19 protein-coding genes are annotated in these 26,486 nt (G+C 62.9%); 11 read left to right on the plus strand and 8 right to left on the minus strand.

Annotation, left to right across the window (positions count from 1 at the left end; genetic code table 11):
* Nucleotides 1–80 precede the first annotated feature (80 nt).
* The 4 genes from sucC to odhB all read left to right on the plus strand — a co-directional run bounded on the left by sucC (nucleotide 81) and on the right by odhB (nucleotide 6,907).
* Nucleotides 81–1,277, plus strand: a complete 1,197-nt coding sequence (sucC, locus tag HF955_RS09170; protein ID WP_291079237.1) for an ADP-forming succinate--CoA ligase subunit beta — start codon at nucleotides 81–83, stop codon at nucleotides 1,275–1,277.
* A gap of 6 nt (nucleotides 1,278–1,283) precedes the next feature.
* Nucleotides 1,284–2,186, plus strand: a complete 903-nt coding sequence (gene sucD / locus HF955_RS09175) for a succinate--CoA ligase subunit alpha (protein ID WP_291079238.1) — start codon at nucleotides 1,284–1,286, stop codon at nucleotides 2,184–2,186.
* Between the two features lie 166 nt (nucleotides 2,187–2,352).
* The gene (locus HF955_RS09180; RefSeq protein WP_291079239.1) at nucleotides 2,353–5,361 is read left to right on the plus strand and encodes a 2-oxoglutarate dehydrogenase E1 component; all 3,009 of its coding nucleotides are present in this window, start codon (nucleotides 2,353–2,355) and stop codon (nucleotides 5,359–5,361) included.
* Nucleotides 5,362–5,389: 28 nt separating this feature from the next.
* Complete coding sequence (odhB, locus tag HF955_RS09185; RefSeq protein WP_291079240.1) at nucleotides 5,390–6,907, plus strand: 2-oxoglutarate dehydrogenase complex dihydrolipoyllysine-residue succinyltransferase; 1,518 nt, start codon at nucleotides 5,390–5,392, stop codon at nucleotides 6,905–6,907.
* Here odhB and HF955_RS09190 read toward each other — a convergent pair.
* Complete coding sequence (locus HF955_RS09190) at nucleotides 6,904–7,602, minus strand: class I SAM-dependent methyltransferase (protein WP_291079241.1); 699 nt, start codon at nucleotides 7,600–7,602, stop codon at nucleotides 6,904–6,906. The genes odhB and HF955_RS09190 overlap by 4 nt on opposite strands.
* 466 nt (nucleotides 7,603–8,068) lie before the next feature.
* Here HF955_RS09190 and HF955_RS09195 point away from each other — a divergent pair, with 466 nt between their 5' ends.
* Both HF955_RS09195 and HF955_RS09200 read left to right on the plus strand, forming a co-directional pair.
* Nucleotides 8,069–9,256 carry a mechanosensitive ion channel gene (locus HF955_RS09195; RefSeq protein ID WP_291079242.1) on the plus strand — a complete coding sequence of 396 codons (1,188 nt, stop codon included), beginning with the start codon at nucleotides 8,069–8,071 and terminating at the stop codon, nucleotides 9,254–9,256.
* A 156-nt stretch (nucleotides 9,257–9,412) separates the two neighbouring features.
* Nucleotides 9,413–9,757, plus strand: coding sequence for a chorismate mutase (locus tag HF955_RS09200; RefSeq protein ID WP_036260569.1), 345 nt, complete (start codon nucleotides 9,413–9,415; stop codon nucleotides 9,755–9,757).
* On the opposite strand, the gene HF955_RS09205 is transcribed toward HF955_RS09200, so the two are convergent.
* The gene (locus tag HF955_RS09205; RefSeq protein WP_291079243.1) at nucleotides 9,718–10,098 is read right to left on the minus strand and encodes an Hpt domain-containing protein; all 381 of its coding nucleotides are present in this window, start codon (nucleotides 10,096–10,098) and stop codon (nucleotides 9,718–9,720) included. The genes HF955_RS09200 and HF955_RS09205 overlap by 40 nt on opposite strands.
* 181 nt (nucleotides 10,099–10,279) lie before the next feature.
* Between HF955_RS09205 and HF955_RS09210 the strand changes: the two genes are divergently transcribed.
* Both HF955_RS09210 and HF955_RS09215 read left to right on the plus strand, forming a co-directional pair.
* Entirely contained in the window at nucleotides 10,280–10,423 is a 144-nt protein-coding gene (locus tag HF955_RS09210; protein ID WP_291079244.1) for a hypothetical protein, read from the plus strand.
* Nucleotides 10,424–10,498: 75 nt separating this feature from the next.
* Entirely contained in the window at nucleotides 10,499–12,619 is a 2,121-nt protein-coding gene (locus HF955_RS09215) for a hypothetical protein (protein ID WP_291079245.1), read from the plus strand.
* Between the two features lie 4 nt (nucleotides 12,620–12,623).
* Here the strand turns inward: HF955_RS09215 and HF955_RS09220 are convergent, their stop codons facing one another.
* The 3 genes from HF955_RS09220 to HF955_RS09230 all read right to left on the minus strand — a co-directional run bounded on the left by HF955_RS09220 (nucleotide 12,624) and on the right by HF955_RS09230 (nucleotide 15,991).
* Nucleotides 12,624–13,520: a DMT family transporter gene (locus HF955_RS09220; RefSeq protein WP_253065361.1), complete on the minus strand. Its 897-nt coding sequence runs from the start codon at nucleotides 13,518–13,520 to the stop codon at nucleotides 12,624–12,626.
* A 31-nt stretch (nucleotides 13,521–13,551) separates the two neighbouring features.
* The gene (locus HF955_RS09225) at nucleotides 13,552–15,093 is read right to left on the minus strand and encodes a 2-isopropylmalate synthase (protein WP_291079246.1); all 1,542 of its coding nucleotides are present in this window, start codon (nucleotides 15,091–15,093) and stop codon (nucleotides 13,552–13,554) included.
* A 127-nt stretch (nucleotides 15,094–15,220) separates the two neighbouring features.
* On the minus strand, nucleotides 15,221–15,991 hold the full coding sequence (locus tag HF955_RS09230; RefSeq protein WP_291079247.1) for a VTT domain-containing protein: 771 nt from the start codon (nucleotides 15,989–15,991) through the stop codon (nucleotides 15,221–15,223).
* A 136-nt stretch (nucleotides 15,992–16,127) separates the two neighbouring features.
* On the opposite strand from HF955_RS09230, the gene bioB reads away from it, so the two are divergent.
* Nucleotides 16,128–17,129, plus strand: coding sequence for a biotin synthase BioB (bioB, locus tag HF955_RS09235; protein ID WP_291079248.1), 1,002 nt, complete (start codon nucleotides 16,128–16,130; stop codon nucleotides 17,127–17,129).
* Nucleotides 17,130–17,132: 3 nt separating this feature from the next.
* Here bioB and HF955_RS09240 read toward each other — a convergent pair whose 3' ends face one another.
* The 3 genes from HF955_RS09240 to HF955_RS09250 form a co-directional block, all read right to left on the minus strand.
* A complete protein-coding gene (locus HF955_RS09240; protein ID WP_291079249.1) occupies nucleotides 17,133–17,906 on the minus strand; it encodes an SDR family NAD(P)-dependent oxidoreductase in 774 nt (257 codons plus the stop codon).
* Nucleotides 17,907–18,014: 108 nt separating this feature from the next.
* Nucleotides 18,015–18,605: a fatty acid desaturase CarF family protein gene (locus HF955_RS09245; RefSeq protein WP_291079250.1), complete on the minus strand. Its 591-nt coding sequence runs from the start codon at nucleotides 18,603–18,605 to the stop codon at nucleotides 18,015–18,017.
* Nucleotides 18,606–18,756: 151 nt separating this feature from the next.
* Complete coding sequence (locus HF955_RS09250) at nucleotides 18,757–19,119, minus strand: YbaN family protein (RefSeq protein WP_291079251.1); 363 nt, start codon at nucleotides 19,117–19,119, stop codon at nucleotides 18,757–18,759.
* A 168-nt stretch (nucleotides 19,120–19,287) separates the two neighbouring features.
* Between HF955_RS09250 and HF955_RS09255 the strand changes: the two genes are divergently transcribed.
* A complete protein-coding gene (locus HF955_RS09255) occupies nucleotides 19,288–24,261 on the plus strand; it encodes an alpha-2-macroglobulin (protein WP_291079252.1) in 4,974 nt (1,657 codons plus the stop codon).
* Between the two features lie 3 nt (nucleotides 24,262–24,264).
* Nucleotides 24,265–26,322, plus strand: a complete 2,058-nt coding sequence (gene pbpC, locus HF955_RS09260; protein ID WP_291079253.1) for a penicillin-binding protein 1C — start codon at nucleotides 24,265–24,267, stop codon at nucleotides 26,320–26,322.
* Nucleotides 26,323–26,486 lie beyond the last annotated feature (164 nt).

Genomic DNA, 26,486 nt, shown 5'->3' on the forward strand with positions numbered 1-26,486 from the left:
CCTGTTATATAGCCCGGACGTTTTACCGGGTCGGCGCTGCCGGCTCTTTCCGCAAGCCAGGGCAGACAAGGCGAGTTTCCATGAACATACACGAATACCAGGCCAAGGCCGTGCTGAAATCCTTCGGCGCACCGGTGGCAGACGGCGTCCCCGTTCTTTCTCTCGATGACGTGCAAAAGGCCGTCGACACGCTTCCGGGTCCGCTCTGGGTTGTGAAATCCCAAATCCACGCAGGTGGTCGCGGCAAGGGCAAGTTCATCGAAGCCGCCGCCGGCGAAAAGGGCGGTGTTCGCCTCGCTTTCTCGAAAGAGGAAGTTCTGGAACATGCCAAGGCGATGCTCGGCAATCACCTCGTCACGGCGCAAACCAGCGCGGAAGGCAAGCAGGTCAACCGTCTCTACATCGAAGACGGCGCCGACATTGCCCGCGAACTCTACCTCTCGCTTCTCGTTGACCGCGCCACGGGCCGCCCGGCCTTCGTGGCCTCCACCGAAGGCGGCATGGACATCGAGGAAGTCGCGCACGAGACGCCAGAGAAAATCCTGACGCTTCCAATCGACCCGACCACGGGCGTGACCGACGCGGATGCGGCGCAGCTGTGCGACGCGCTCAAGCTTGACGGCGCCGCCCGCGAAGACGGCATGAAACTGTTCCCGATCCTCTACAAGGCCTTCACCGAGAAGGACATGGCCATGCTGGAGATCAACCCGCTGATCGTCATGGAGAATGGCCATCTGCGCGTGCTCGACGCCAAGGTCAGCTTCGACGGCAACGCCCTGTTCCGCCACCCGGACATCGTTGAACTGCGCGACACGACCGAGGAAGACGAGAAAGAGATCGAGGCCTCCGAGTGGGATCTCGCCTATATCGCCCTCGACGGCACGATTGGCTGCATGGTCAACGGCGCTGGCCTCGCCATGGCGACGATGGACATCATCAAGCTGTATGGCGAAGAGCCGGCAAACTTCTGTGACGTTGGCGGCGGTGCCAATGCCGAGAAAGTGGCAGCGGCCTTCAAGATCATCATGAAGGACCCGAACGTGAAGGGCATCCTCGTGAACATCTTCGGCGGCATCATGAAATGCGACGTCATCGCCGAAGGCGTGATCGCGGCCGTCAAGGAAACCAACCTCGCTGTGCCGCTGGTTGTCCGTCTCGAAGGTACAAACGTCGAAATGGGCAAGGAAATCATCAAGAATTCCGGCCTGAACGTCATCCCGGCCGATGACCTCGACGACGCCGCCCAGAAAATTGTTGCCGCTGTTAAAGAGGCCTAAGGAAACATGTCCATTCTCATCGACAAGAATACCAAAGTCATCGTCCAGGGCCTGACCGGCAATACGGGCTCGTTCCACACCAATCAGGCGCTGGAATATTTCGGCACCCAGATGGTGGCGGGCACGCATCCCAAGAAGGCTGGCCAGAAATGGGTCGCCGACAATGGCACCGAGCTGCCGATCTTCGCCAATGCCGGTGAAGCCAAGGAAGCCACCGGCGCCAATGCGTCCGTGATCTATGTGCCGCCTGCCGGCGCTGCGGCCGCCATTGAAGAGGCCATTGACGCTGAAATCCCGCTGATCGTCTGCATCACCGAGGGCGTTCCGGTCCTCGATATGGTGCGCGTGAAGGCCAAGCTGGACAAATCCAGCTCCCGCCTGATCGGTCCGAACTGCCCCGGCCTGCTGACGCCGGAACAGTGCAAGATCGGCATCATGCCGGGCAAGATCTTCCAGAAGGGCTCCGTCGGCGTTGTTTCGCGCTCCGGTACGCTGACCTATGAGGCTGTCTACCAGACCTCTCAGGCCGGTCTCGGCCAGACATCGGCTGTCGGTATCGGCGGCGACCCGGTCAAAGGCACTGAATTCATCGACGTGCTGGACATGTTCCTGTCCGATGACGAGACCCAGTCGATCATCATGATCGGCGAAATTGGCGGCAGCGCCGAAGAGGAAGCTGCGCAATTCCTGATCGACGAGGCGAAGAAGGGCCGGAAAAAGCCGATGGTCGGCTTTATTGCGGGCCGGACTGCACCGAAGGGGCGCACGATGGGCCATGCCGGTGCTATCGTTTCAGGTGGCCAGGGTGATGCCGAGAGCAAGATCGCCGCAATGGAAGAGGCCGGTATCAAGGTCTCCCCGTCGCCAGCGCGTCTCGGTACGACCATGGTCGAAGTGTTGAAGGGTTAATCCTTCAATACACATTAAAGCCAGGACGGCCCGTCCGGGCCAGTCTGGCGAGGCCAGCATCTGTCCCCGCACAGGCCGTCCTGGAGAACCTCAGTCCCGGTAGGAACCGGGCAAGATTTTTGTTCCTTAATGTCAGGGAACAGGTCCCAAAGGACGGATGAGAAAAATGGCAGATGACGGCAGCCCGGTAGACGGCTCACGCAGCGCAGGCAACAGCGCCATGCTGGAAACAGCATTCCTGTATGGGGGTTCAGCCATGTGGCTGGAACAGATGCAGGCGGCCTATGCGCGCAATCCCGCGTCAGTTCCCGAGAGCTGGCGCGCCTTCTTTGCTGAGCTGAATGATGATTCGGGCGATGCGGCGAAAAATGCCGACGGCGCCAGTTGGAAGCGGGGCGACTGGCCCCGTCCGGTCAGCGACGAGCAGGTTGCCGCCTTTGACGGCAACTGGGCGCTGGTCGAGCCGAAGCTGGAAAAGAAGCTCAAATCGGCCAAGCCCGGCGCCTCGGCAGAGGAAATCGCCCAGAACGTCAAGGATTCGATCCGCGCCATCATGATGATCCGCGCCTATCGCATGCGCGGACATCTGGCGGCCCAGCTCGATCCCCTGTCGCTCGATACGCCGGAAGCGCAGCCGGAACTCGATCCTGTCAGCTACGGATTCGGCGCCGAAGACATGGATCGCAAGATCTTCATCGATGGCTATCTTGGCCTGGATCATGCGACCGTTCGCGAGATGCTGGACATCCTGAAGCGGACCTACTGCTCGACCATCGGCATCGAGTTCATGCACATTTCCGATCCGGAAGAGAAAGCCTGGCTGCAGGAACGCATCGAAGGCCCGGACAAGGGCGTGGCCTTTACCGAGCAGGGCAAGAAGGCAATTCTCGCCAAGCTGATCGAGGCGGAAACCTTCGAACGCTTCCTGCACAAGCGCTATCCAGGCACCAAACGCTTCGGTCTCGACGGCGGAGAAGCCGCAGTTCCGGCGCTGGAGCAGATCATCAAGCGCGGTGGCGCGCTGGGTGTGCGCGAGATCGTCGTCGGCATGCCGCACCGGGGCCGCCTCAACATGCTCGCGGCCGTCATGGGCAAGCCGTACGAGCAGATCTTCCATGAATTCCAGGGCGGCAACACGCAAGGCGCCGGCGAGTTCGGGTCCGGCGATGTGAAATACCATCTCGGTGCGTCGTCCGATCGCGAGTTCGACGGCAATGAAGTACACCTGTCCATGAACGCCAACCCGTCCCACCTCGAAGCGGTCGATCCCGTGGTCCTCGGCAAGTCCCGCTCGAAGCAGGAAATGCTGCACCGGGAAAGCGGCACGCTGGATCGGTCGGCGGTCCTGCCACTTCTGCTGCACGGTGATGCTGCCTTTGCCGGGCAGGGGGTTGTGGCGGAATGTTTTGCCCTCTCCGGCCTGCAGGGATACCGGACCGGCGGCACCATCCATTTCATCGTGAACAACCAGATCGGCTTCACGACCAGCCCGATCTACTCACGCTCCTCGCCCTATCCGACCGATGTGGCCCTGATGGTGCAGACGCCCATCTTCCACGTGAATGGCGATGATCCGGAAGCGGTCACTTATGCGGCCAAGGTGGCCACGGAATACCGCCAGAAATTCGGCAAGGACGTCGTGATCGACATGTTCTGCTATCGCCGCTTCGGGCACAATGAGGGCGACGAGCCCATGTTCACCCAGCCGGTGATGTACACCAAGATCAAGGGGCACGCCTCCACGCGCGAAATCTATGCCGATCGTCTGGTGAAGGAAGGCATCCTCTCTGCCGAGCAGGTCGAGCAGCAGGTCGCCGATTTCGAGGCCTATCTCGACCGCGAATTTGAGGCCGGCAAGACGTTCGAAGCCAAGAAAGCTGACTGGCTGGACGGCGAATGGAAAGGCCTCGGCCTGCCGGATGATGACGAGCGCCGCGGCAAGACCGGCGTCGCTAAGAAGCGCATGCAGGCCATCGGCCAGTCCATCACGACGATCCCGGAAGGCGTGGACATTCACAAGACGCTGGCCCGCGTGATTGATGCACGGGCGACGGCGATCTCGAAAGGGAAGGGTCTGGACTGGGCTACCGCAGAACACCTCGCCTTTGCGACCCTGCTTGACGAGGGCTTCCCGGTCCGCCTGTCCGGCCAGGATTGCGGCCGCGGGACTTTCTCGCAGCGCCACAGCCACATCATCGACCAGACCACGGGCGAACGCTACACGCCGCTGAACCATGTCAGCGATACACAGGCCCATTATGAAGTGATCGATTCGCTTCTGTCAGAGGAGGCCGTGCTTGGATACGAGTACGGATATTCGCTGGCGGATCCGAACACGCTGACCATGTGGGAAGCCCAGTTCGGTGACTTCTCGAACGGCGCGCAGGTCTTCTTCGACCAGTTCATTTCGTCGGCAGAACGCAAGTGGCTGCGCATGTCGGGCCTGGTCGTGCTCCTGCCGCACGGCTATGAAGGTCAGGGTCCGGAGCACTCCTCCGCCCGCCTTGAGCGCTTCCTGCAGATGTGCGCGGAAGACAATTGGCAAGTGTGCAACCTGACGACGCCAGCGAATTATTTCCACGCCCTGCGCCGCCAGATCCACCGGGATTTCCGCAAGCCGCTGATCATCATGACGCCGAAGTCGCTTCTGCGTCACAAGCTGGCCACGTCCAGCCTGGATGACATGAGCACGAAGTCATCCTTCCACCGCATCCTGTGGGACGACGCCGAGACGCCGGGCCGTGAAGGCAAGGTGAAGCTGGTCAAGGACAACAAGATCCGGCGCGTCGTGCTGTGTTCAGGCAAGGTTTACTACGACCTGTTCGAAGCGCGCGAAGAGAGCGATGAGGATGATGTCTACCTGCTGCGCGTCGAGCAATTCTACCCCGTGCCGCGCAAGTCGCTGATCCACGAACTGAAACGTTTCCCGCAGGCCGAGATCGTCTGGTGCCAGGAAGAGCCGCGCAATATGGGCGGCTGGACCTTCATCCGTGACGAGCTGGAATGGTGCGCCAACCAGGCCGGGCTGGAGCACACGCGTCCTGCCTATGCCGGGCGTCCGCCTTCGGCTGCCACGGCCACCGGCCTCCTGTCGAAGCACAAGGATGAGCAGAACGCCCTGATCACGACCGCCCTTGGAAAGGACCCGGTCGACGACAACATCGTCGCCACCTGATTTTGATTTTTGCAAACGGACTGATTTCATGACCGATATCACAGTGCCTACGCTCGGCGAGAGCATCACCGAAGCCACCGTCGGCCAGTGGCTGAAAGCCACAGGCGATGCCGTGAAAAAGGACGACGTTCTGGTCGAACTCGAAACAGACAAGGTGTCTGTCGAAGTTTCCGCTACCGAAGACGGCGTCCTGTCCGAGATCATTGCCAAGGAAGGCGACACCGTCGAGATCGGCGCTTTGTTGGGCAAGCTCTCTGCAGGGGCGGGTGGCGCGAAGGCGGAAACCGCTGCGGCTGCACTGCCGGAACATGGCGGACCAAAGGATCCGGGCGGCGTCCCGGGCAAGGCGGACAAGGGCGAACTGACCGATGTTCAGGTGCCGACCATGGGGGAGAGCGTCTCTGAGGGGACTCTGTCGACTTTCCTCAAGGCACCGGGTGACGCGGTGAAGAAGGATGAAACCATCGCCGAGATCGAGACCGACAAGGTCGCCCTGGAAGTCCCGTCCCCGGCCGATGGCGTCGTGGCCGAATTGCTGGTGGGTGAAGGCGACTCCGTCACGCCGGGTTCCGTCATTGCACGTATCAGCGCAGGCGGATCTGCGCCGGCAGCTGCTCCTGCAGCCGCTGCTCCGGCCGCCTCGGCATCTGCCCCCGCTGCAACGGGTGAGCGTCCTGTGGCACCGTCGGTTCGTCGTATCTCTGCGGAAGCCGGTGTGAACCCGGCCGACATTCCGGGCACGGGCCGCGATGGCCGGGCCACCAAGGCCGATGCGCTCGACTATGTGAATTCGGCGCCGAAGGCCGCTGCCGCTCCGGCAGAAGCCAAAGCCCCGCGCGACATCGGTCCGCGCGAGGAGCGCGTGCGCATGACCCGTCTGCGTCAGACCATCGCCCGTCGCCTGAAAGAGGCACAGGACACAGCGGCCATGCTGACGACCTTCAATGATGTGGACATGACGGCCATCATGGCGCTGCGCAAGAAGCATCAGGAAGCCTTCGTCGCAAAGCACGGCATCAAGCTGGGCTTCATGAGCTTCTTCGTGAAGGCCTGCGTGAACGCGCTGCGCGAAGTCCCGGCGGTCAATGCCGAGATTGATGGTCAGGACATCATCTACAAGAACTATTACGACATTGGCGTTGCCGTCGGTACGGACAAGGGGCTCGTGGTTCCGGTTGTTCGGGACTCTGACGATCTCTCTCTCGCCGGCATCGAGAAATCCATCGCGGATCTCGGCAAGCGCGCCCGCGATGGCTCGCTGACCATTGGCGACATGCAGGGCGGCACGTTCACCATCTCCAATGGCGGCATTTATGGGTCGCTGATGTCGACGCCGATCCTGAACCCCCCGCAATCCGGCGTGCTCGGCATGCACCGGATCGAACAGCGTCCGGTGGCCATCAATGGCGAAGTGAAGATCCGCCCGATGATGTACCTGGCGCTGTCCTATGACCACCGGATCGTTGACGGCAAGGAAGCCGTGACCTTCCTGGTCCGCGTCAAGGAAGCCCTTGAAGATCCGGAGCGCATGCTCCTCGAAGTCTAGGCTTTCGCGGTCAACCAGCCCTTGATCAGTCCCGCCTGTACGCAGTGTACAGGCGGGATGAACCCTGCGGCCTCTATCATGGCTTCCACTTCAGCCGGGCCGTGACAGGCAAACAGGGTTCCGAAACTCCTGGCATATTGTTCCCGGCCTTCCGGCGTCATTCCGGCCTTGGCCATCATGCCCTGCCAGAAGCTCATCAGTGACTGGAAATCCGGTCCTGACGGATCCGCGCAGAGATCTGCATTGAACAGCGGCGCGCCCGGTTTCAGCCGTTCGGCGATGGAGCGGAAATAGTCTGTTCGCGCCTCCTCGTCCTGCACGAAGTGCGATACGAGCAGGCTGGTCGCGGCATCGAATCCATCCGCCTCGACGTCCGACACATAGGTTGGGTGGAACGTGCACCGGTCCGCGAATCCCTCGGCCTGGGCATGGCGTCTGGCGATTTCCAGCATGGCCGGTGCGGGGTCCACCAGTGTGAAATGCCAAGTGGGGAAGAGGGGGGCCAGATGGCGCACTTCGGCGCCGGTCCCGGCGCCTGCGATCAGGATGCGGGCGTCTGAAGGCAGCTGTGCGAATGCGGATTCCAATGCCAGGTGCATCATGTCCTTGATGCCATGCAGCGCCTTGAACCGGTCATCATAGGTCGCAGCATTCTCCGGGCCGAACGTGGCGAGCGCGTCAAAATCAGTGGACATTGGGAAACAGGCTCCAAAAAGTTATAATATAACTCTATGGGTGGCTTGCTGCGCTTGCAACTGGAAACACAAAGAGGGCGGGCGCATCGCTGCACCCGCCCTGTCGCGTCGTCCCCTTGTCGCGGGCCGCCTTGCGGCAGGTCCCCACCGCCCGCGATGTGTTGCAAATGTTACGCGACACAACACAGGTTGCAGTCATAGGGGCAGGCGATTGAACGTTTCCCCAATGCGTTGTTATTTCAGGTTCATTTGATCCAGCGTACCAAAAGCAGTACGCTTTGATGCGCTCAAAGGGCGAAATTGGTTTCAGCTTCGTCCGTGTGTGAGCGCACACAAACGGTGGGGTGGGCCTGTGATGAACCGAGACTTCTGTCCAGATTCGCGCAACTGCGCGCAACCCGAACTCCCCCGGTGCGTATCTGATTGAGCCGTAATTGGCGCAACACTGGAAAGGGGACTACAACTCATGGAAGAATTCTGGCGAAATACCGTCGACCAGGCGCAGACCTATGGTCCGCAACTGATCAAGGCGGCGCTCGTGATGATCGCTTTCATCATCGGCGCCTATATCGTGCGCTGGCTGATTGCCGCCGCCATCGACCGCACCGGCCTTGCCAAGAAGGCCAATGCCTCCACCGCGACCAGCGACAGCAAGTCGCTCGGCGCCAGCCTCGCGCAGGCTGCCTTCTGGGTGACCATCCTGATTGGCCTGATGCAGGCGCTTGCCATTGCGGGCGCGACCCAGATCTCGAGTGCCTTGCACGGCGTGATCGATCCCATCCTGGCCTATCTGCCGAAGGTCATCGGCGCAGCGCTCCTGTTCGGCATTTTCCTGATCATTGCCAATGTCGTGCGCGAGACGCTGAAGGCTGTTCTCGTATTCTGTGATGGCATGCCGGAACGGTTCGGCCTGGCCACCGGCCCCGTCAACATCTCCGGCATTGTCGCGTCCGTCGCGTTCGCCGTGCTGATCATCATTGGGGCCATCATGGCCTTCGACGTGCTGGCCATCGAGGCGATCTCATCGCCGGCCAACGCCTTGTTGACCGATATCATCGGCATCATTCCGAACGTCCTGGCGGCGGGCGTGATCCTCGCCATCTTCGTCCTGATCGGCCGGTTCGTGTCGAATCTGGTGATGAAAACGCTCCCGGGGACAGGGGTGGATTCGGCTGTGTCCGAGCTTGGCCTGCTCAAGGGCGCCGATTCCGGCCTGACCGCCAGCGCGGTGATCTCCCGCGTCAGCATGTTCCTGATCGTGCTTCTGGGGCTTGTTGCGGCGCTGAACGTGCTGGGCATCGAATCCCTGACCTATGCGATGAATGTGGTGCTCGACATGGGCGTGCAGATCATCTTTGGCGCGCTGATCATCTTCGCCGGTGTGTTTATCGCGCGATTGGTCAGCTCTGCCATGGACTCGGCCGGGGCAGGGGCGACGGATGTCGCCGCGCGCGTGATGAAATGGATCATCATCATCCTGTCCGTGATCCTCGGCATCTCCCGCATGGGCCTCGACCCGACAGGCGGCGTGTTCATTCTGGACGTTGCAAAATGGATGGTGATCGGAGCTGCCGGTGCCTTCGCCATCGCCTTTGGATGGGGCGGTCGCGACTGGGCGGCCAGGATCCTCGAATCCTGGCGCAGCACGCGCTAGGAAGTTTCAGAGCTTCAATCCGAAAGGGCCGCCCTCGCAGGCGGCCCTTTTCAGTTCGGCAGCGACAATCGGGGGCGCTTCGTCGCAGCTGCTTTGTTGCCGCCGGGCCGAGGGCCATGTAAGCGCGAAGCCACTTCGCAATGGGGCAGTATCCGCATGACCACTTACACGTCCGATCCGCGCCGCCACACGTTCGAAACCGCCGAATCCATGGCCGATGTGCGCTATGAGATCGACCGGATCGATCGGCTTCTCGTGGAAATCCTCGCCGAGCGCCAGTCCTTCATGGATGCCGCTGCCCGGATCAAGGCAGACCGGTCAAAGGTGCATGATGCCGACCGGATCGAGGACGTCGTCTCCAAGGTGAAGGCCGCATGCGAAGGGGCGGGCCTGTCCCCCGCTATTGCCGAACCTGTCTGGCGCACCCTGATTGACCGCTGCATCGCCTATGAATTCCGCAGCTATGATGCGCGTCGCGGGGGTGGAGACGTAAATTCGTAAAGCACTTGCGCGGCCTCTTCGAGGGTCTCTCCCAGCACATCCTTGATATCGCCGATCAGCACGGCCGCCCCGGTTCGGCTGGGCGGCGCATCGGCCCGGCCCGCCTTTTCGGCCTTTTCGCAGCTCGCCGCCAGCCGAATCGCGCCAATGCCCAGGCTGGCGCCTTTCAGCGTGTGCGCCGCATCGGCCCATTGAGATGGTTCAGCGAGCGGGTCCAGCATGCGGGACCAGACTTCGGCCTGTTCCCGGAAGATATCGATGACTTCCATGGCCAGTGCAGTGTCGCCGCCGGTCATTGCCTTGAGATGGTTGCGGTCAAGCAGGGCAAGGGTCTGGGTCATGGATAAACGCTCCGATACGCGCAGGTTTGCATGAGACGCCTGATCAATCATTAACGCCGCCCTAGACCACATTCACTTTTCAGGATTCATGAATTTATCGATTGTCGAAAAGACAATTTTGAACTATTGTTCATCGGCACGCAGTTTCGCGTGGCGATTTCTATGTCTCTGGGGATTCACGATGTTGGGTTTCATCGTTCTGGTTCGTAATCTTGTGCTGGCAGCCGCTCTGGCTTGGCTCGGGCTGGAATTTGCGCCCGATCAGGATGACCAGCAGGAAACGGCCCGTCAGGACACCGTGGTGACGGCGCTTCTCGGCCGCTAAGACCTTAATATTACGGCCCAGAAATGCACACATTCTGGTCTCGCGCCGGGCGAATTGTCGCGGTATACTGCTGCCATGACCGAAACGCCCGCCGCTCGCCCGTCTGGCCGCGATCTGCTTGTCAGGCAAGAGGCGTCTGAAAACTTCGAGCTTGCCCGTCATGGGGGCAGCTGGATGGTGATCACCGGTTTTCTCGTCGCGTTTTTCTGGATTTTCGGCGCCGCCGCCATGGCCATTGGCCTGTGGGGCGTGGAGGGGCTCAAGCAATTGCCCCCCTTGATTCTGGCCGGCGGGGCCATGGCCACCATCGTTCCGGCGCTGCTGATGATCATGGCGGGCTATATGGGCCGCACCAATCGCCGCTCTGCCGCATCGAACGCCCTCGTCATGGAAGCTGCCGTCCGCCTGATGGCGCCGGCGCGCGAAGCGGGCACCGAAGGCATCACCTTTGCCGAACAGATGAAGCAGGCTGCCGCAGAAGTGGACCGCGCCATGGCGCACGCGCTGTCTGCCATGAAGGCCATGGCCGGCGAGATCGGAGATGAACGCCTGCGCCTGGAATCGGTCGCCTATGCCAGCGCCGACAATGCCCGCGACCTGACAGAGCGACTGTCGCAGGAACGCCAGGCGCTGGAAGGTCTCGCCCGGGACTTGCGCACGCACATGCAGTCTTTGAACGAGGCCATCCCCCGGCAGGCCCAGATGATGGTGAAGGCGGCCCGGGATGCCAGTGAAGAAGTCTCGCGCGCCGACGAGGTATTGGAACAGCGTCTGGAGTCCATGCAACTGGCCGGCAGGTCCCTGTCGGAAAAACTGGTGGAACTGGATGCACTCGCACGGGACGCAGCGACACGTACTGAAACGCTGACCTTCGCGGTCAGCCGCGTTGAGGAAAAGCTTGACCAGTCCCGACGCACGGTGGATGCCGCCGTGCGGGCCGGCGAGATTGCCGCTGCGGCCGCAATGACCACGGGCGACGCGCTCAAGGATGCCGTCTCCTCCGCGCTGGACGGTGCCCGCCGCGCCAATCACGAGATCAACACCTCCACCCGCGAAGCAGCGGAAAATGCCGCCCGCGCGCTGGCCCGTCTGCGGGAAGCCGGGGACGAGGCCGCTTCCGCAATCCGCTCGGCCGAATATGCCGCCAAGGCCGACACGGTCCGGCTCGAGAACAAGGTCCGTCAGGCCGCGACGCGGACCGCGCCGGAAGAGGTTCCGGCCCCGGCCGCCGAACCGCGCCAAACTCCCGCCAGGGAAACGCCGGCTCCTGTTGAGTCGAACGCCGCGCAGCCTGTCTTCGATACCGCGCCTGATGTGTTTGATGAGCCTGAACGTCTGGATGAGGAAACGCCCCCACACCCGCCGCTGCGGAACGGCAATGGAAACGGTCACGCCCATGGCGTGCACGCGCATGGCCTGAACGGAGGCGATACGCCCCGTCCGGAACCGGCACCCCCGACGCCACCGCGCCGTGAGGCACGTCCCAGCATGGAAGACGAGCTGTTCGATGCGGCAGCAGATGCGCTGGCAAGCGCTGCCCTGACCGACACACCGGAAGATCCCGTATTCGAGGACGAGCCGGAAATCATCCTGCCGGACGAGCCCGCCCGGGAGGAGCCGGATCCGCTCATGCTGCGCCGCCGTCATGATGACCCGCCGCTTGAGGCGCCATCGCTTCCGGATACGCCGCGCCGGCGCTCCACGGACTTCCCGCAGCCTCTCCCCGAGGCACGGGAGGAGGAGACGACCGAACAGGCTGCACCACTCGTGCCCGTCCGCCCGTCGCCTGCTGCAACCGGCGTCGAGATGGGGTGGCGCGACATCATCTCCGACATGAGCCGCGAAGAGCGACCGGTTCGCGACCGCGAAGATGTGGCCGAGGAACTCATCGACCGCCTGCAGACGTCCGGCATCGTCCTGCCGGAGACCTTCCGTCCGAAAGCCAAACGCAAGATTGCCGAGGCCGCCCGCCGTGGCGAGAAGGAGCGTAAATCCGCCATTCTCGCCCAGGCTGGCCGTCAGGTCGAACGGGTCACCCAGCGCCTGCGCAATGATCGCGACCTCATGGATCTGGCACGGGACTTTCTGGACATGGAATCCGAAGATGCCCTTCACGCACTGGAGCAGACGCAGAAGACCGGACGCAACGCCAGTGCCCGCCTCGCTGCCTATCTCTTGCTGGATGCCGCGATCTGACGCGCTAGCGGTTCAGCAGGACAATGCCGACCACGCCTGACGCCAACAGCGTTATGCCGACCAGTTCGGCCGCTCGCAGGCGTTCCCGAAACACCAGGCGAGACGCGATCAGCGTAAACACGATCTCGATCTGACCGACCGCCTTCACACTGGCCGCATCTTGCAGGGTAAAGGCGGCGATCCAGGCCATGGAGCCGGCAAATCCGATCACGCCTACCCAGCCGGCTTGCCGCCAGGCGGCAAACAGTTTCCGGATCTGACCGGGCTCGCGCCAGGCCAGCCACCCCAGCAACAGGGCTGACTGGAGCAGCGTCACGAAGGCGAGTGTGGTGGCCGTGCCCAGCAACAGGTCCGCGCCCTCAAGAGAGAGCGACGCCCCCCTCAGGGAGACCGACGATACGGCGAAGCAGGCGCCTGACAGCAGGCCGGTCCATACAGCACCATCCAGCCGCCAGCCCGGATGACCTGGTGTTTTCGGCAAGGACATGAGGATGACCCCGAAAATACCCGTAATGATGGCCAGCATCACGGGCAGTGTGAGAGTATCTCCCAGCAGCAGGGCACCGATGAGGGCTGCCTGGATCGGCTCGGTCTTGGTGAAGGCGGTCGCCGTTGCGAAATTCGCGCGCGAGAACAGGTGCACCAGCAGGCCCGTCGCAATCATCTGGGCCACGGCGCCGATTCCCGCATAGACGAAGAAATGCGGTGGCCCGTCGGGCAGGGGCGTTCCGCGCCCCCAAATCAACATGAGCAACAGGCCCGCTGCCAGCGGGGCGGCATAAACAAATCGTGTGGCGGTCGCGCCCCAAGTGCTGAGTCTGCGTTTCAGCTGTTTTTGAAACGCAGACCGCAAATTCTGGCAGAACGCAGCCGCCAGTGTCGCCAGGACCCAGTCAGGCATTTATCCGGAATTCCGGGAAATCTGTTCGGGTCTAGGCGGCCTGAGACCGTTTCGCCTTGCGGGCTTCCAGCTTGTTGACCGCGTGCAGATAGGCTTTTGCGCTCGCCACCAGCGTGTCCGGATCGGAAGACCGTCCGGTGGACATGATGCCATCCCAGTTGAGACGGACCGACACGGTCGCCTGCGCATCCGTTCCGCCGGTCACGGCATGCACCTGGTAGAGTTCCAGCTTGCCGTCATGCGGAATGATCTCGCGAATGGCATTGAACACGGCGTCTACCGGGCCATTGCCGCGGGCGATTGCGAACTTGTCCTCGCCGTCCACGACCAGATCGATTTCGGCCGTCTGGGGCCCGTCCGTTCCGGCCACAACGCGCAGCCGCTTGAACGCGATCCGTTCGCCTTCGGCGGCCAGTTGATCGTCTACCAGGGCGATGATGTCATCGTCGAAGACGTGCTTCTTGCGGTCTGCCAGATCCTTGAACCGCTTGAAGGCATCATTCAGTGCATCGCCTTCCAGCGTGTATCCAAGCGCTTCCAGCTTGTCGCGGAACGCGTGACGGCCGGAATGCTTGCCCATGACCAGGGACGTCTTGGCGACGCCGACATCTTCCGGTCGCATGATTTCATATGTCTCGGCATTCTTCAGCATGCCATCCTGATGGATGCCGCTTTCATGCGCGAACGCGTTCTTGCCGACGATGGCCTTGTTGTATTGAACCGGGAAGCCGGTGATGCGACTCACCATGGCCGAAGCGCGGGACAAATAGGCCGGCTTGATATTGGTCTCGAAAGGCAGCGTATCGCCGCGCACCCGCATCGCCATGACGATCTCTTCCAGCGCAGCATTCCCCGCACGCTCGCCGAGCCCATTGATGGCGCACTCTACCTGGCGCGCGCCATTTGCCACAGCATTGATCGAGTTCGCGACCGCCAGGCCGAGATCATTGTGACAGTGTGCCGACCAGATGACCTTGTCGGAATTCGGGATCGTCTCAATCACGCGCCGGAACAGCGCACCATATTCGTCCGGATGGGAATAGCCGACCGTGTCGGGCAGGTTGATGGTTGTGGCACCGCTGGCAATGGCCGTGTCGATGCATTTGCACAGGAAATCGAACTCAGTCCGTGTCGCGTCCTCGGCGGACCATTCGACGTCGTCAGTATGATTGCGGGCCTGCGCAACCGAACGTCCCACGGCCTCGAGCACAGCATTGGGACCCATTTTCAGCTTGTGCTTCATGTGCACCGGGCTGGTGGAAATGAAAGTGTGAATGCGCGGCCGGGCGGATTTTTTCACGGCTTCGGCGCAGCGGTCGATATCATTCGGGGTCGAGCGGGCAAGGCCGCAGATGATGGCCGATTTCGATTGTTCGGCAATTGCACTGACGGCGGCGAAGTCTCCTTCGGAAGCGGCCGGGAAACCCGCCTCGATGACGTCGACACCCATGGTCTCCATCAGTTCGGCAAGCTCGAGCTTTTCATTGTGCGTCATGGACGCGCCGGGCGATTGCTCGCCGTCGCGCAAGGTGGTGTCGAAAATACGGATATGCGGTTTCGCAGATGTGGACATGTTGGAACTACCGGGTCTGGGACTGAAAAATGAGGCTGTGAGGGACCCCTGACCGCGCGCCTGCCCTGGCTATTCCTGAGCAGTCGTCTCCGGCCAGGGGCCGGTAAGCAGTAGCGTGAGAGGCAATTTATTCCACATGCGAAGTTACATCGTCCGATGTCGCGGCCCTGTCAACCTCGTTTTGCCCGATCAGCGCAACAGATTGCCCGGATTTCCGCATGCGGGCCCGTGCATAGGCGGCAATCGCGATATAGACGCCGATCGCGGCGGCCGCCGCGCCGATGGCTGCCAGAGGATTGCCCTTCAGGGCCGCGAACAGGCTCTGCCCGGCAAAGGCAATGAGCGCGATCTTCGGAATGATCCCGACTCCCATACCGGCCCAGTAGTGCAGGAATTTCGCGTGGCTCACCCCGAAGGCCATGTTCACGAGAAGGGCAGGGCCGGCTGGAACGTTGCGAACAATGGCACTGGTCATCATGGCATTGCGCCCGACAAAGCCGGACAGCTTGTTGGCCGTTTCGCCGGCATAGCGCCGGAATGTCTTCTCGCCGGCAAGCCGGCCCGCATAGAACGTGGCAGCGCCCGATGCCATGTTCGCGATCCAGCCGAATAGGGCGCCCAGCCACGGTCCGAAGGCTGCAACCGAGATCGCCAGAAGCGCAAATTGCGGAATGCCGATGAAGGCACCGATGACGAACAGCAGGATCAGTGCCGGAAGCGCCCACGGGCTGGACGCAATGTCCTGCATGACAGTCTGAACCGCTTCCAGATCGGTCAGATTGGTCGTCTTGCCGATGAGGAACAGCACCAGGATCACCGCCAGGGCGATGCCGCCGATGATCGCGCCGCGCCGGGCATTCGCATCGAGGATCTTTTTCGGGGCGGGCTGGGTGTCCATAAGCGGCCTTTCGGGGTCCCGGCGATTTACGGCAATCCGGTGCCTGCGGCAAAGTGAAATTCAGCAACGCTTGATCGATCCCGGCCCCCCGGATACGAAGTCCGCCGATTGAGAACTGCCGGAAGGATCCTCGCCCATGACAGACCTGTCCCCTCGCCATGACTGGACCCGGGAGGAAATTGCCAGCCTCTACACACTCCCGCTCGACACACTCATGGCGCAGGCCCTGACGGTGAAGCAGGCCAACTGGCCGGACGGCAAGGTCCAGAAATCCCAATTGCTGTCCATCAAGACGGGCGGCTGCGCGGAAGACTGCGGCTATTGCAGTCAGTCGGCCCATTTCGATACCGGTCTTGATGCTTCGAAACTGATGCCGCTGGACGAGGTGGTAACCGCCGCGCGCCGCGCAAAGGACAATGGCGCAGACCGGTTCTGCATGGGCGCGGCCTGGCGCAGCCTGAAGGATCGCGACGTCCCGAAGGTCGCGGCGATGATCGAAGCTGTGAAGGCCGAAGGGCTCGAAACCTGTGTGACGCTCGGCATGCTGGAACCGGGGCAGGCCGAAACGCTGAAGGCTGCAGGTCTGGACTACTACAATCACAACCTCGATACCTCGCCGGAATACTACGGCCAGGTCGTTTCGACGCGCACCTATGATGACCGGCTGGAAACGCTGGGTCGGGCGCGCACGGCCGGCCTGAAACTGTGCTGCGGCGGCATTCTTGGCATGGGGGAAAGCCGCGAGGATCGGATCGGACTCATTCACGAGCTTTCAAGACTGACGCCGCATCCTGAAAGTGTCCCCGTAAACATGCTGGTCCCGATCGCCGGCACGCCCTTGGGCGAAAGCCCGGCGATTTCGGTCATCGAGATGGCCCGCGCCATTGCGGTCTGCCGCATCGTGTTCCCGCAGAGCTGGGTGCGCCTGTCGGCCGGCCGCGAGGGCATGACCGAGGAAGGTCAGGCGCTCTGCCTGCTGGCCGGGGCCAATTCCATCTTCGTCGGCGACCGTCTCCTGACTACGGACAATCCGGAAATCGACGAAGACGACGCCCTGATGGGCCAGATGGGCCTGGAAGCGGCCGGCCGGGAAGAAATGGAGGCCCCGGCGCGACGCACCACACTGATCGGCGGCTGATGCCTACCGGGTCTGTCCGCCATCGACTGGCAGGACCGCGCCGGTCACGAAACTCGCCTTCTCGCTGAGCAGGAAGGCAGCAGCGGCCCCGATTTCCTCGGGTTTGCCATAGCGTTGCATCGGCACTTCCCTCTGGATCCAGCGTCCCCAGGCTTCGCTGCGCGGCCCGTCCATGCGCTGCTGCCAGTCTCCGCCCGGAAAAATGATGTTCCCGGGCGCAATCGCGTTGACGCGCACGCCGGAAGCCCCGGCAATGCGCGCCATCTCCTTCGCCAGATGGTTCATCGCCGCCTTGGACGTGCCATAGGTCAGCGGCGTGCCGAGCGCGCCAAGACCGGCAATCGACGAGATCATCAGAATGGCGCCTTCGCCGCGCGGATGCATCCGGCGCAAGGCAGAGCGTGCCAGGTAAAAGGCCGAGTCGAGATTCTGGGAAATCCCGCCATCCCAAGTCTCGTCATCCACCTCGAACCCGGGCGGGCAGGGGTGCAGGCCGACATTGGCGACTGCGCCCCACAATTCGCCGAGTTCGTTCTCGATCGTGTCGATCATCGTGTCGACGGTTCGCGAGTCGCGCAGGTCTCCGGCCCGGGCCCAGACATTGTCGTCCCCGAATTCACCCGCGAGACGCGCCCGCTCCTGTTCCAGCCTGTCCTCGCCGCGCGCGGCCAGCGCGACCTTTGCGCCCTCTGCCAGGCAGGCTTCCGCAATGCCAAGTCCGATGCCCCGGCTCGCACCGGCGACAAAGACGGTTTTTCCCTTCAGACCCAGATCCATGAGCGTGTCTCCCTGTTTGCTTTTGCAAGGCAGACTAGCTGCGCGCGGGGCAAAGAAAATCCCCGCCCTTGAGGAAGGGCGGGGAGAAAAAGATCGATCAGGCAAAGGTCAGGCGACCTTGCGGAACCGCGCATTCACGCTTTCATCAAGCCGGGGCACCCGTCCGGTTGTCGCCTTGACGATGCGCTCCAGTGCCGGAAAGAAGCCGATGCGTTCCAGAATCGGGTTGGCGTAGTTCGTGACGACGCAATAGTGCGTGTCCTTGCCCTGACGGTGATGGGCGGCATGATGCTGGAAGGATTGGGCAAGCCCGGTCTTCTGGAGAGCCGTGATCAGGCGGCCGTTTTCCTTGGGGCTGCGGTGGGCGGCGCGATGAAATTCATTGGCGAACATGCCGAACAACACGGCCGATCCGGTGAACAGGTTGAGCGTTCCGGTGACCCAGAAACCAGCCAGGAACAGGGTGCCGAGCACGAACACTTCCCTGTTCCGCGACAGGAACGAGCCTCCAAGGAAGGCGCGCGGCCGGAAATGGTGCTCCTGGTTCGCCCGGATGGTATGACCCAGGACAGGCCATTTGGGATTTCCGTATCGGTCCTCGAACCAGTGTATGAGGCCGGAAATGAAATCGGCGAGGAACAGGCCGCCCAAGATAGAGGCGGCGGATTTGAGGGCAGTTACGACAATGGTGACCGGCATGGGTCAGCTCCTTCTTGCTGTCGAAAACGGTCTTGCTGAAGTCAGTAAGTGAGCGTTTGCTGTCGAAACGGGGCGAAAATGAGGCAAGTGAGAAAATAATCACTTTCTTGTTCGGCCGGGGAGGCGCGCTGGTACTGGCGGGTTCAGGAGATCACCCGTCTGGCAGCCGCTTTCGGGTGATGACAAAGATGGCACCGACTACAATCAGGCCCAGACCCGGTCCGATGACCCAGGAATGACGGTGCCAGAAAACGATGATGATCCCGGCGGCGAGGGTCATGCCGCCAAGGGCGGCGACCTTTGCTTGGCGCGCCATGGCGCCGGTTTCCAAAAATTGCCGTATGGGTTCCCCGACGCCCGGCTGTCGATAGATCCAGTCGGCCCAGTGCGGATTGGAGCGGGCGAAGGCGAGGGCGGCAACAATCCAGAATATCGTCGTTGGCCATACGGGAAGGGCCAGCCCGATTGCCCCGAGCACGAACGCCACACTGCCGATTATGCGCCAGAACCACATGGAAAACCCATTCCCCGCTCGCGGGCAACTGGCAACCCCTGCAGGGGAAGCTTCCGTCGAATGCGGCTGGAATTTGTAGAAATTTCTTTGATTTGACCCATTCGCGCCCTGTTCGCGCCGCCGCGAAGATGTGTAAGAGTTGCAGGAAAGCTCAAAGGAGAGGGATTCATGTCGTACTTCGTATCGGGCGGGCGGGGAATTGGCCGGACCTTGGTCGCAGCCGTCTTGATCGCCGCGCTTGCGGCGTGCGGAGGCGACAAGGAAACCCGGACGTCGGACACGCCCAGCGATGAAGGCACCATCGTGACGCGTTCCCCGTCCGACAATGTGGCCGCCCGTCAGCGGGAGCGCCGACGGCAGGCCGCCCAGGCCGAAGCCGAACAGGATTTCACCTATTTCCGGTATCGCATCGACACCGGTACGGAACAGCCGCTTGCCTGTTTCGTCTTTTCCGCGCCGCTGGACCCGGAAACCGATTATTCGCCCTATGTCGAATTCCGCCCTGCGTTCCGTCCGGCCCTCAGCGTGGAGGGAAGGGAATTGTGCGTTGGCGGCCTGACATTCGGATCGGAACGGTCCGCGACCCTTTTGTCCGGTCTGCCATCTGCGGACGGGCGCACGCTGAAGAATAGCGAAACCGTCCCGATCGATTTCGCTGACCGCCCGCCCTATGTCGGGTTCAAGGGAGCGGGTGTTATCCTGCCACGCGAGAACGCCGATGGCCTGCCGATCGAAACGGTCAATGTCGACGAAGTTGAAGTCACCGTGTCTCGGGTCAACGACCGGGCGCTGGCCTTCAAGTCGATCTCCCAGGGACAGACCAATGCTCAGGGCCGCTACGGCTATACATGGGGCGAGGACAATCCGGACGATGTCCAGGAAGTGCTGTTCAACGGCCGCATGGCCATCGCAAATGAGCAGAACGCGCCCATCGTGTCCGTCTTTCCGCTTCAGGATGTCGTCGGACCGCTGGAGCCGGGCGCATATTACGTCACCGTCAAGGATGCGGCCGATCTGAGCAGCGCGGAGCAGCCTCCGGCATCCTCCAGCCGCTGGATCATGATGACGGATCTCGCCATCACCGCCTATGAGGGCGGCAATGGCCTGGATGTCACCCTGCGGTCCCTTCAGGATGGCCGCCCCGTTCCGGACACGACGGTTCAACTGGTGGCGCGCAACAATGATGTGCTGGCGGAAGGGCGAACCAATGAGGTGGGCCGCATCGCGTTCGATGCGCCGATCACCAATGGCCAGGGCAATATGGAACCCAAGCTCATCCTCGCCTACAGCGCGAAGGGCGAACTGGCCGTGCTGGACCTGACCCGCGCACCGGTTGATCTGTCGGAATATGCGGTGGGTGGACGGCGCACCTCAGGTGACATTGACGCCTTCATGTACACCGAGCGGGGCATTTACCGTCCCGGCGAGACGGTTCATCTGACCGCGATGCTGCGTGACCGTGCCGGCCGGGCGATTGAGGATCGTGCAGGCAATCTCGTGATCTATCGCCCGAACGGGCTGGTGGCGGACCGCATTCGTTTCGACGATCCGGACGCTTCTGCCGTCATCGAGGCGTATGAACTGGCGCAAGGCGCCTCGCGCGGGCAATGGCGTGCCACGGTCGAAATCGATGGCGTTTCCGAAGCGGCGGGCAGTGTCAGCTTCGCGGTCGAGGATTTCGTGCCGCAGCGCATTGCGGTCGATCTGAGCACGGATTCCGACACGCCGGTCCTGTTGGGTGAGACCCGGCAGGTCGAGGTCGCGTCCCGTTTCCTCTACGGTGCGCCGGGCGCTGGCCTGACGGTCAAATCCGAAGCGCGCATCGAGGCCGCGCCGAACCCGTTCCCGGCGTTTGACGGATTTCACTTCGGTCGTCATGACGAAAGCTTCCGCGAACGCATTCTGGAAATGGATGATGTGACGACAGACGGGGCAGGGGTGGCCACTGTCAATCTGGCCCCCGGAAATGCGGGCAGCAATGCCGGGCGTCCCTTGCGCATCAATGCCGTGGTCAGCGTTCTGGAACCAGGTGGGCGCGCCGTCACCGAAAGCGTGCGTGTCCCGTATCGTCCGGAACGCCTCTATCTGGGAATGAAGCCCGGATTTGAGTATTCGGTCGAAGAAGGCCAGGACGCCGCCTATGAAGTGGTGGCCATCAATGAGGCCGGCCAGGCAATTGCCCAGAGGCTGAACTGGAAGCTTCTGGCCATCGACTATCACTATGACTGGTATCGCGACGGAGATCAGTGGCGCTGGCGGCGTTCCCGCACAGTCACAAAAGTCAATGAAGGCATCGTCACGACACCTGAGGGCGGCAGCGCGGAAATCCGTGTGTCCGGACTGGACTGGGGCAGCCACGAACTTGTTGTGGAAGGCACGGATGCGAATGCGTCTGCGGCCGCCAGCGATGATTTCTATGTCGGTTGGGGCGGCGGTGTGTCCGAAGATGGGGCCGAGGCCCCGGACCGGGTGCGTGTCATCGGGCCGGACAAGGCGCCTTCGGCCGGCCAGAGCGCCGACATAACCATCGTGCCGCCCTATGAGGGGCAGGCACAGATTGTTGTCGCCACCGACCGCGTCCTGTCTGTCCAGAATCTTTCCGTCAGTGCACAGGGCACCAATGTCACCCTGCCGGTCACGGATGATTGGGGTGAAGGCGCCTATGTGATGGTGTCGGTCTATACCGAACGGGACCCGATCCTGCGAGCCAAGCCGCGCCGTGCCGTCGGTGTGATTCATGTGCCTGTCGATCTTGGCTCGCGGACATTCGACATGTCGCTCAATGCGCCAGATGTGGCCCGCCCGGTCGGCGAGCAGGTGATCGAGGTCGAGATAGACAATGGCCCACGTGAACCGGTGTTCCTGACGCTGGCCGCTGTCGATGAAGGCATCCTGCGTCTCACGAAATTCCAGAGCCCGGATCCGGTCAGCTACTATTATGGCAAGAAGGCCCTCGGGGTCGAAATGTACGATGATTATGGTCGGCTCCTGGATCCCAATATGGGCTTGCCGGCGGAAGTGCGCACCGGCGGCGACCAATTGGGCGGCGAAGGTCTGTCTGTGGTCCCCGTGAAATCCGTTGCCCTGTTCTCTGGGCTTGTTGATGTCGGCCGGTCCGGAAAGGCAAAGGTCCGGTTCGACCTGCCGGAGTTCAATGGGGAATTACGCCTGATGGCGGTCGCATGGTCGAAATCAGGCCTCGGCTCTGCCGAAGCCAGCATGATCGTACGGGAGAAAGCGCCGTCTGATCTCATCATGCCGCGTTTCCTGGCTCCGGGAGATGAAGCCCAGATCACGGCCAGCATCGACAATGTCGAGGCAGGTCCGGGGGAGTTCACCGCGGAGATATCGGCGCAAGGACCTGTCGACGTGGCCGATGGCCGGTTGACCCGGTCTCTGGCCACCGGTGCGCGGGCGGATGTGCCCGTCCGGGTGGACGCGACGTCCGAAGGCATTGCGACCGTCAAGCTGGAAGTCGCCGGTCCGAATGATTTCGAAACCGAGCGTTCCTACCAGATCCAGACGCGGTCTCCCTATCTGCCGGTCACAAAGATCAGCCGTCAGATGATGCAGCCCAGCGATACGTACTCTGTCACGGCAGACCTCCTGGACGGGCTTGTGCCGGGATCCGCCTCGATCAGCGTGGGGTATTCGACACTTCCGATGGACCCCGCAACGCTCTACGCGTCCCTGGATCGGTATCCCTATGGGTGCACCGAACAGACGACCAGCCGGGCGATTCCCTTGCTCTATTCCGAGCAGCTGATCGCGATGGGCGCGCCCGAGAGCCGGGATGATCCGAAGACCCGTATCCAGACGGCGGTCAACACGCTATTGAACCGTCAGGGCTCTGATGGTGCCTTCGGCCTGTGGCGGGAAGGGGATGGCTATGCGTCTCCCTGGCTGGGGGCCTATGTGACGGATTTCATGTATCGCGCGAAGCAGGCGGGCTATGCCGTGCCGGATGAGTCGCTCGATCGCGCCTATGGCGCCCTGCGGGCTGTCTCCACCGGAGATGCCTGGCGTGTCTATGGCTATGACACGGATGTGTATGAAAGCCGGTATTCCAACGATACGGCTGAAAAGCTGATGCAGCGGTCCTCCGCCTATGCGCTCTACGTGCTGGCCAAGGCAGGCAAGGCCGATATTTCGCGCCTGCGCTATCTGCATGATCGGGAGCTGAATGCGATCGACAGTCCGCTGGCCCGGGCACACATCGGTGCGGGCCTGGCGATGCTCGGCGATCGCGCGCGGGCCGCCTCTGCCTTTGAGGCAGCTGAGAAAGCGCTCGGCTACAACAATACCGGCGACTACTACCAGACACCCTTGCGGGACGAGGCGGCCATACTGGCGCTGGCGTCAGAGGCCGGGCTCTTGGAAGTCGTGGAACGCCTGGCAACCCGGCTCGGGGAAGATGCGCCGGACCCGAGCGGTCTGACCACGCAGGAAAAGGCGTTCGCGCTCCTGGCCGTGGATTCCCTGAACAGGGGCGCGGAAGGTTTCCGCCTGAAAGTCGAGGGACTGGGCCGTGGCAATAACAATGACCGCCAATACGCCCTGACAGAGGCGCAGGCCGAAGACGGCGTGACCTTTACGCTCGAAGGCAAGGCGCCAATGTTCCGGACGGTTCTGGTCAGCGGCGCACCGGAAACGCCGCCATCCTCGGCCTCTTCGAAGCTGGGGGCGGACAAGACCTACTTTACCCTGACGGGGGGACGTGTGGACCTGTCCCGCGTCCGGCAGGGCGACCAGTTGGTGGTGCGCCTGACCGTGTCTCCGCACGAGCGCCGGCTCAATCCGGTGATTGTGGCCGACCTGCTGCCGGCCGGCTTCGAGATCGAGTCCGTGCTGACCCCGGCAGATGGCCGCCGGGAGTATGGCGGATCGGGCGCGTTTGCCTATCTCGGCAAGATCGCCAGCGCGCAGACGGCACAGGCTCAGGATGACCGGTTCGTCGCCGCCGTGGACGTCTATGCCGAGCCGGTGACGCTGGCCTATGTCGTGCGCGCGGTCACGCCGGGTGAGTTCGCGATGCCGGGCGTTGTCGCCGAAGACATGTATCGGCCGGACGTGTTCGCCCGCTCTCGCGCAGGCCGGGTCACGATCACCGCACAGCCCGGTACGATGGGCGGTGGCCAGTAAGCCATGCTGACGCCTCGGCGTATCGTCATCGGGATGACCGCGCTGATCTTCGCGGTCGTCCTGGCTGACATGTTGCTGCCCCCGCCGCTGGACCGGGCCGGAGAGATTTCCGCGCTCGTGACCGACCGCGAAGGCAAACCCCTGCGGGCCTTTCCGACGTCGGACGGCCGCTGGCGGTTTCATGGCGACCTGGACAAGATCGACCCGGAATTCATCGAGGCGCTGATCCGTGTCGAAGACAAGCGGTTCCGTGCCCATCGCGGGACCGACTGGGCCGGTCTCGGACGTGCCCTGATCGACTCGGTCCGCGCTGGCCGAGTCGTGTCCGGCGGATCGACGATCACCATGCAGACGGCGCGGATGCTGGAACCGCGTGATCGCACGGTCGGCTCGAAACTGATCGAGATCGCGCGCGCCTGGCAGATCGAGCGGCGCCTGTCCAAGGACGAGATCCTGGCGCTGTACCTGACGCTGACGCCCTATGGCGGCAATCTCGAAGGTGTGCGCGCGGCCAGCTGGAGCTATTTCGGGCATGAGGCGGACCGCCTGTCCGATGACGAGATCGCCCTCCTGATCGCGCTGCCCCAATCGCCGGAAGTCCGCCGCCCGGATCGCCGTCCCGGTCAGGCCCGAAAAGCGCGTGACTGGGTGGCCACCAAGCTCGGCCGGTACGGCGTGTTCAGCGCGGCCGATGTCGAGGACGTTGCCTCGCTGCCGGTGCCGGACCGGCGGCGTGACTTTCCCATGCGGGCCTGGCATGGCACCGCCAAGGCGCTGGCCAGCGGTCCGCGCGAGGATGTCCGCTCGACGCTCGATGCCGGTCTTCAGGCAGAGCTTGAGGCCATCGCCTTGCGCGCCGCAGAAGCCGAGGGCGCGGAGGTACAGGTTGCGGCCCTGATCGTCCACATCCCGACGCGCGGCGTGCGGGCGCTCGCCGGATCCGCGTCGCGCGACCGGGCAGGCGGCTGGCTCGACCTCACGGCGCAGGCCCGCTCTCCCGGTTCCACGCTCAAACCGTTCATCTATGCCATGGCCTTCGATGACGGACAGGCCGCGCCCCATACGCGCATCTCCGATCTGCCCAAACGGTTTGCGTCCTACCAGCCCGAGAATTTTGACCGCATGTTCCGGGGCGATGTGCGCGTGTCGGACGCGCTGCAGCATTCCCTGAACGTGCCAGCGGTCCTGATGCTGGACAGGGTGGGACCTGAACGGTTCGCCGCCCAGCTCGCGCTCGCCGGCGCCCGGCCGCGCATCCAGGGCGGTGCCAGTCATGAGGCGGGGCTTGCCCTGGCCCTCGGCGGTGCAGGCCTGACAGCGCGGGAACTGGCAGTGCTGTATGCCGCGCTCGGCGATGGCGGTGTGGCCAAGCCGCTGGTCTGGCGTGCCGGCGAGGAGCCTGCCAGCCATGAGCGGATGGGCCGTCGTCTGGTCAGCGAGGAAAGCGCCGCCGATATCATTCGTATCCTGCAGAATGCCCCCACGCCCGAGGGGCGCATGCCGGGCCGCCTGACCCGGGGCGCGCCGCAGATCGCGTTCAAGACCGGAACGTCCTATGGCTTTCGCGACAGCTGGGCGGCGGGCGTATCCGGCCAGCATGCGATCGTGGTCTGGGTGGGCCGTGCCGATGGCGCCCCGCGCCCGGGCAAGACCGGCCGGGTGACCGCATTGCCCCTGCTGTTCGAAATTGCGGACCGAACCGCCCATCATTTGCGCGACGAGGGCGAGGGCCGGACACGCCTGACCACTCAGCGCCGGCGCGATCCGCAACAGGCCCTTCAGGCTTTCCTGCCGGATGCACCGCCTGAAATCCTGTTCCCGCCCGCCAATGCCGAATTGTGGGCCGGCAGCGTCGATGGCAGTCCGGCCCGGCCCTTCGTGCTGGCGGGCCGGGGCGAGGGGCGGCTTGCCTGGTACATAGACGGTCAGCCGAGTGACACCGACGGGGCGGGCGCGCCGGTTTGGCGACCGGGCCAGGCCGGCTTCTACACAATCACGGCGGTGGACCCGCAGGGGCGGTCCTGCCAGGTCCGGGTCCGTGTGCTCACAGGGCCATCCTGAGGGAGCTTTCGCCCCATTGCTGACGCAGTTCGGCAACACGCCGACAACACAATTGTGTCAACACTGTCCACGCGACCTTCACGGCGGGCGGTGGACCGCCATATGAGGGGAGCTGAAGCGGCGTGTGTCTGCCGCTGTATTGTATTAGAGTAACCGGACCCGTC

The sequence above is a fragment of the Hyphomonas sp. genome (assembly GCF_017792385.1).
Taxonomy (GTDB): domain Bacteria; phylum Pseudomonadota; class Alphaproteobacteria; order Caulobacterales; family Hyphomonadaceae; genus Hyphomonas.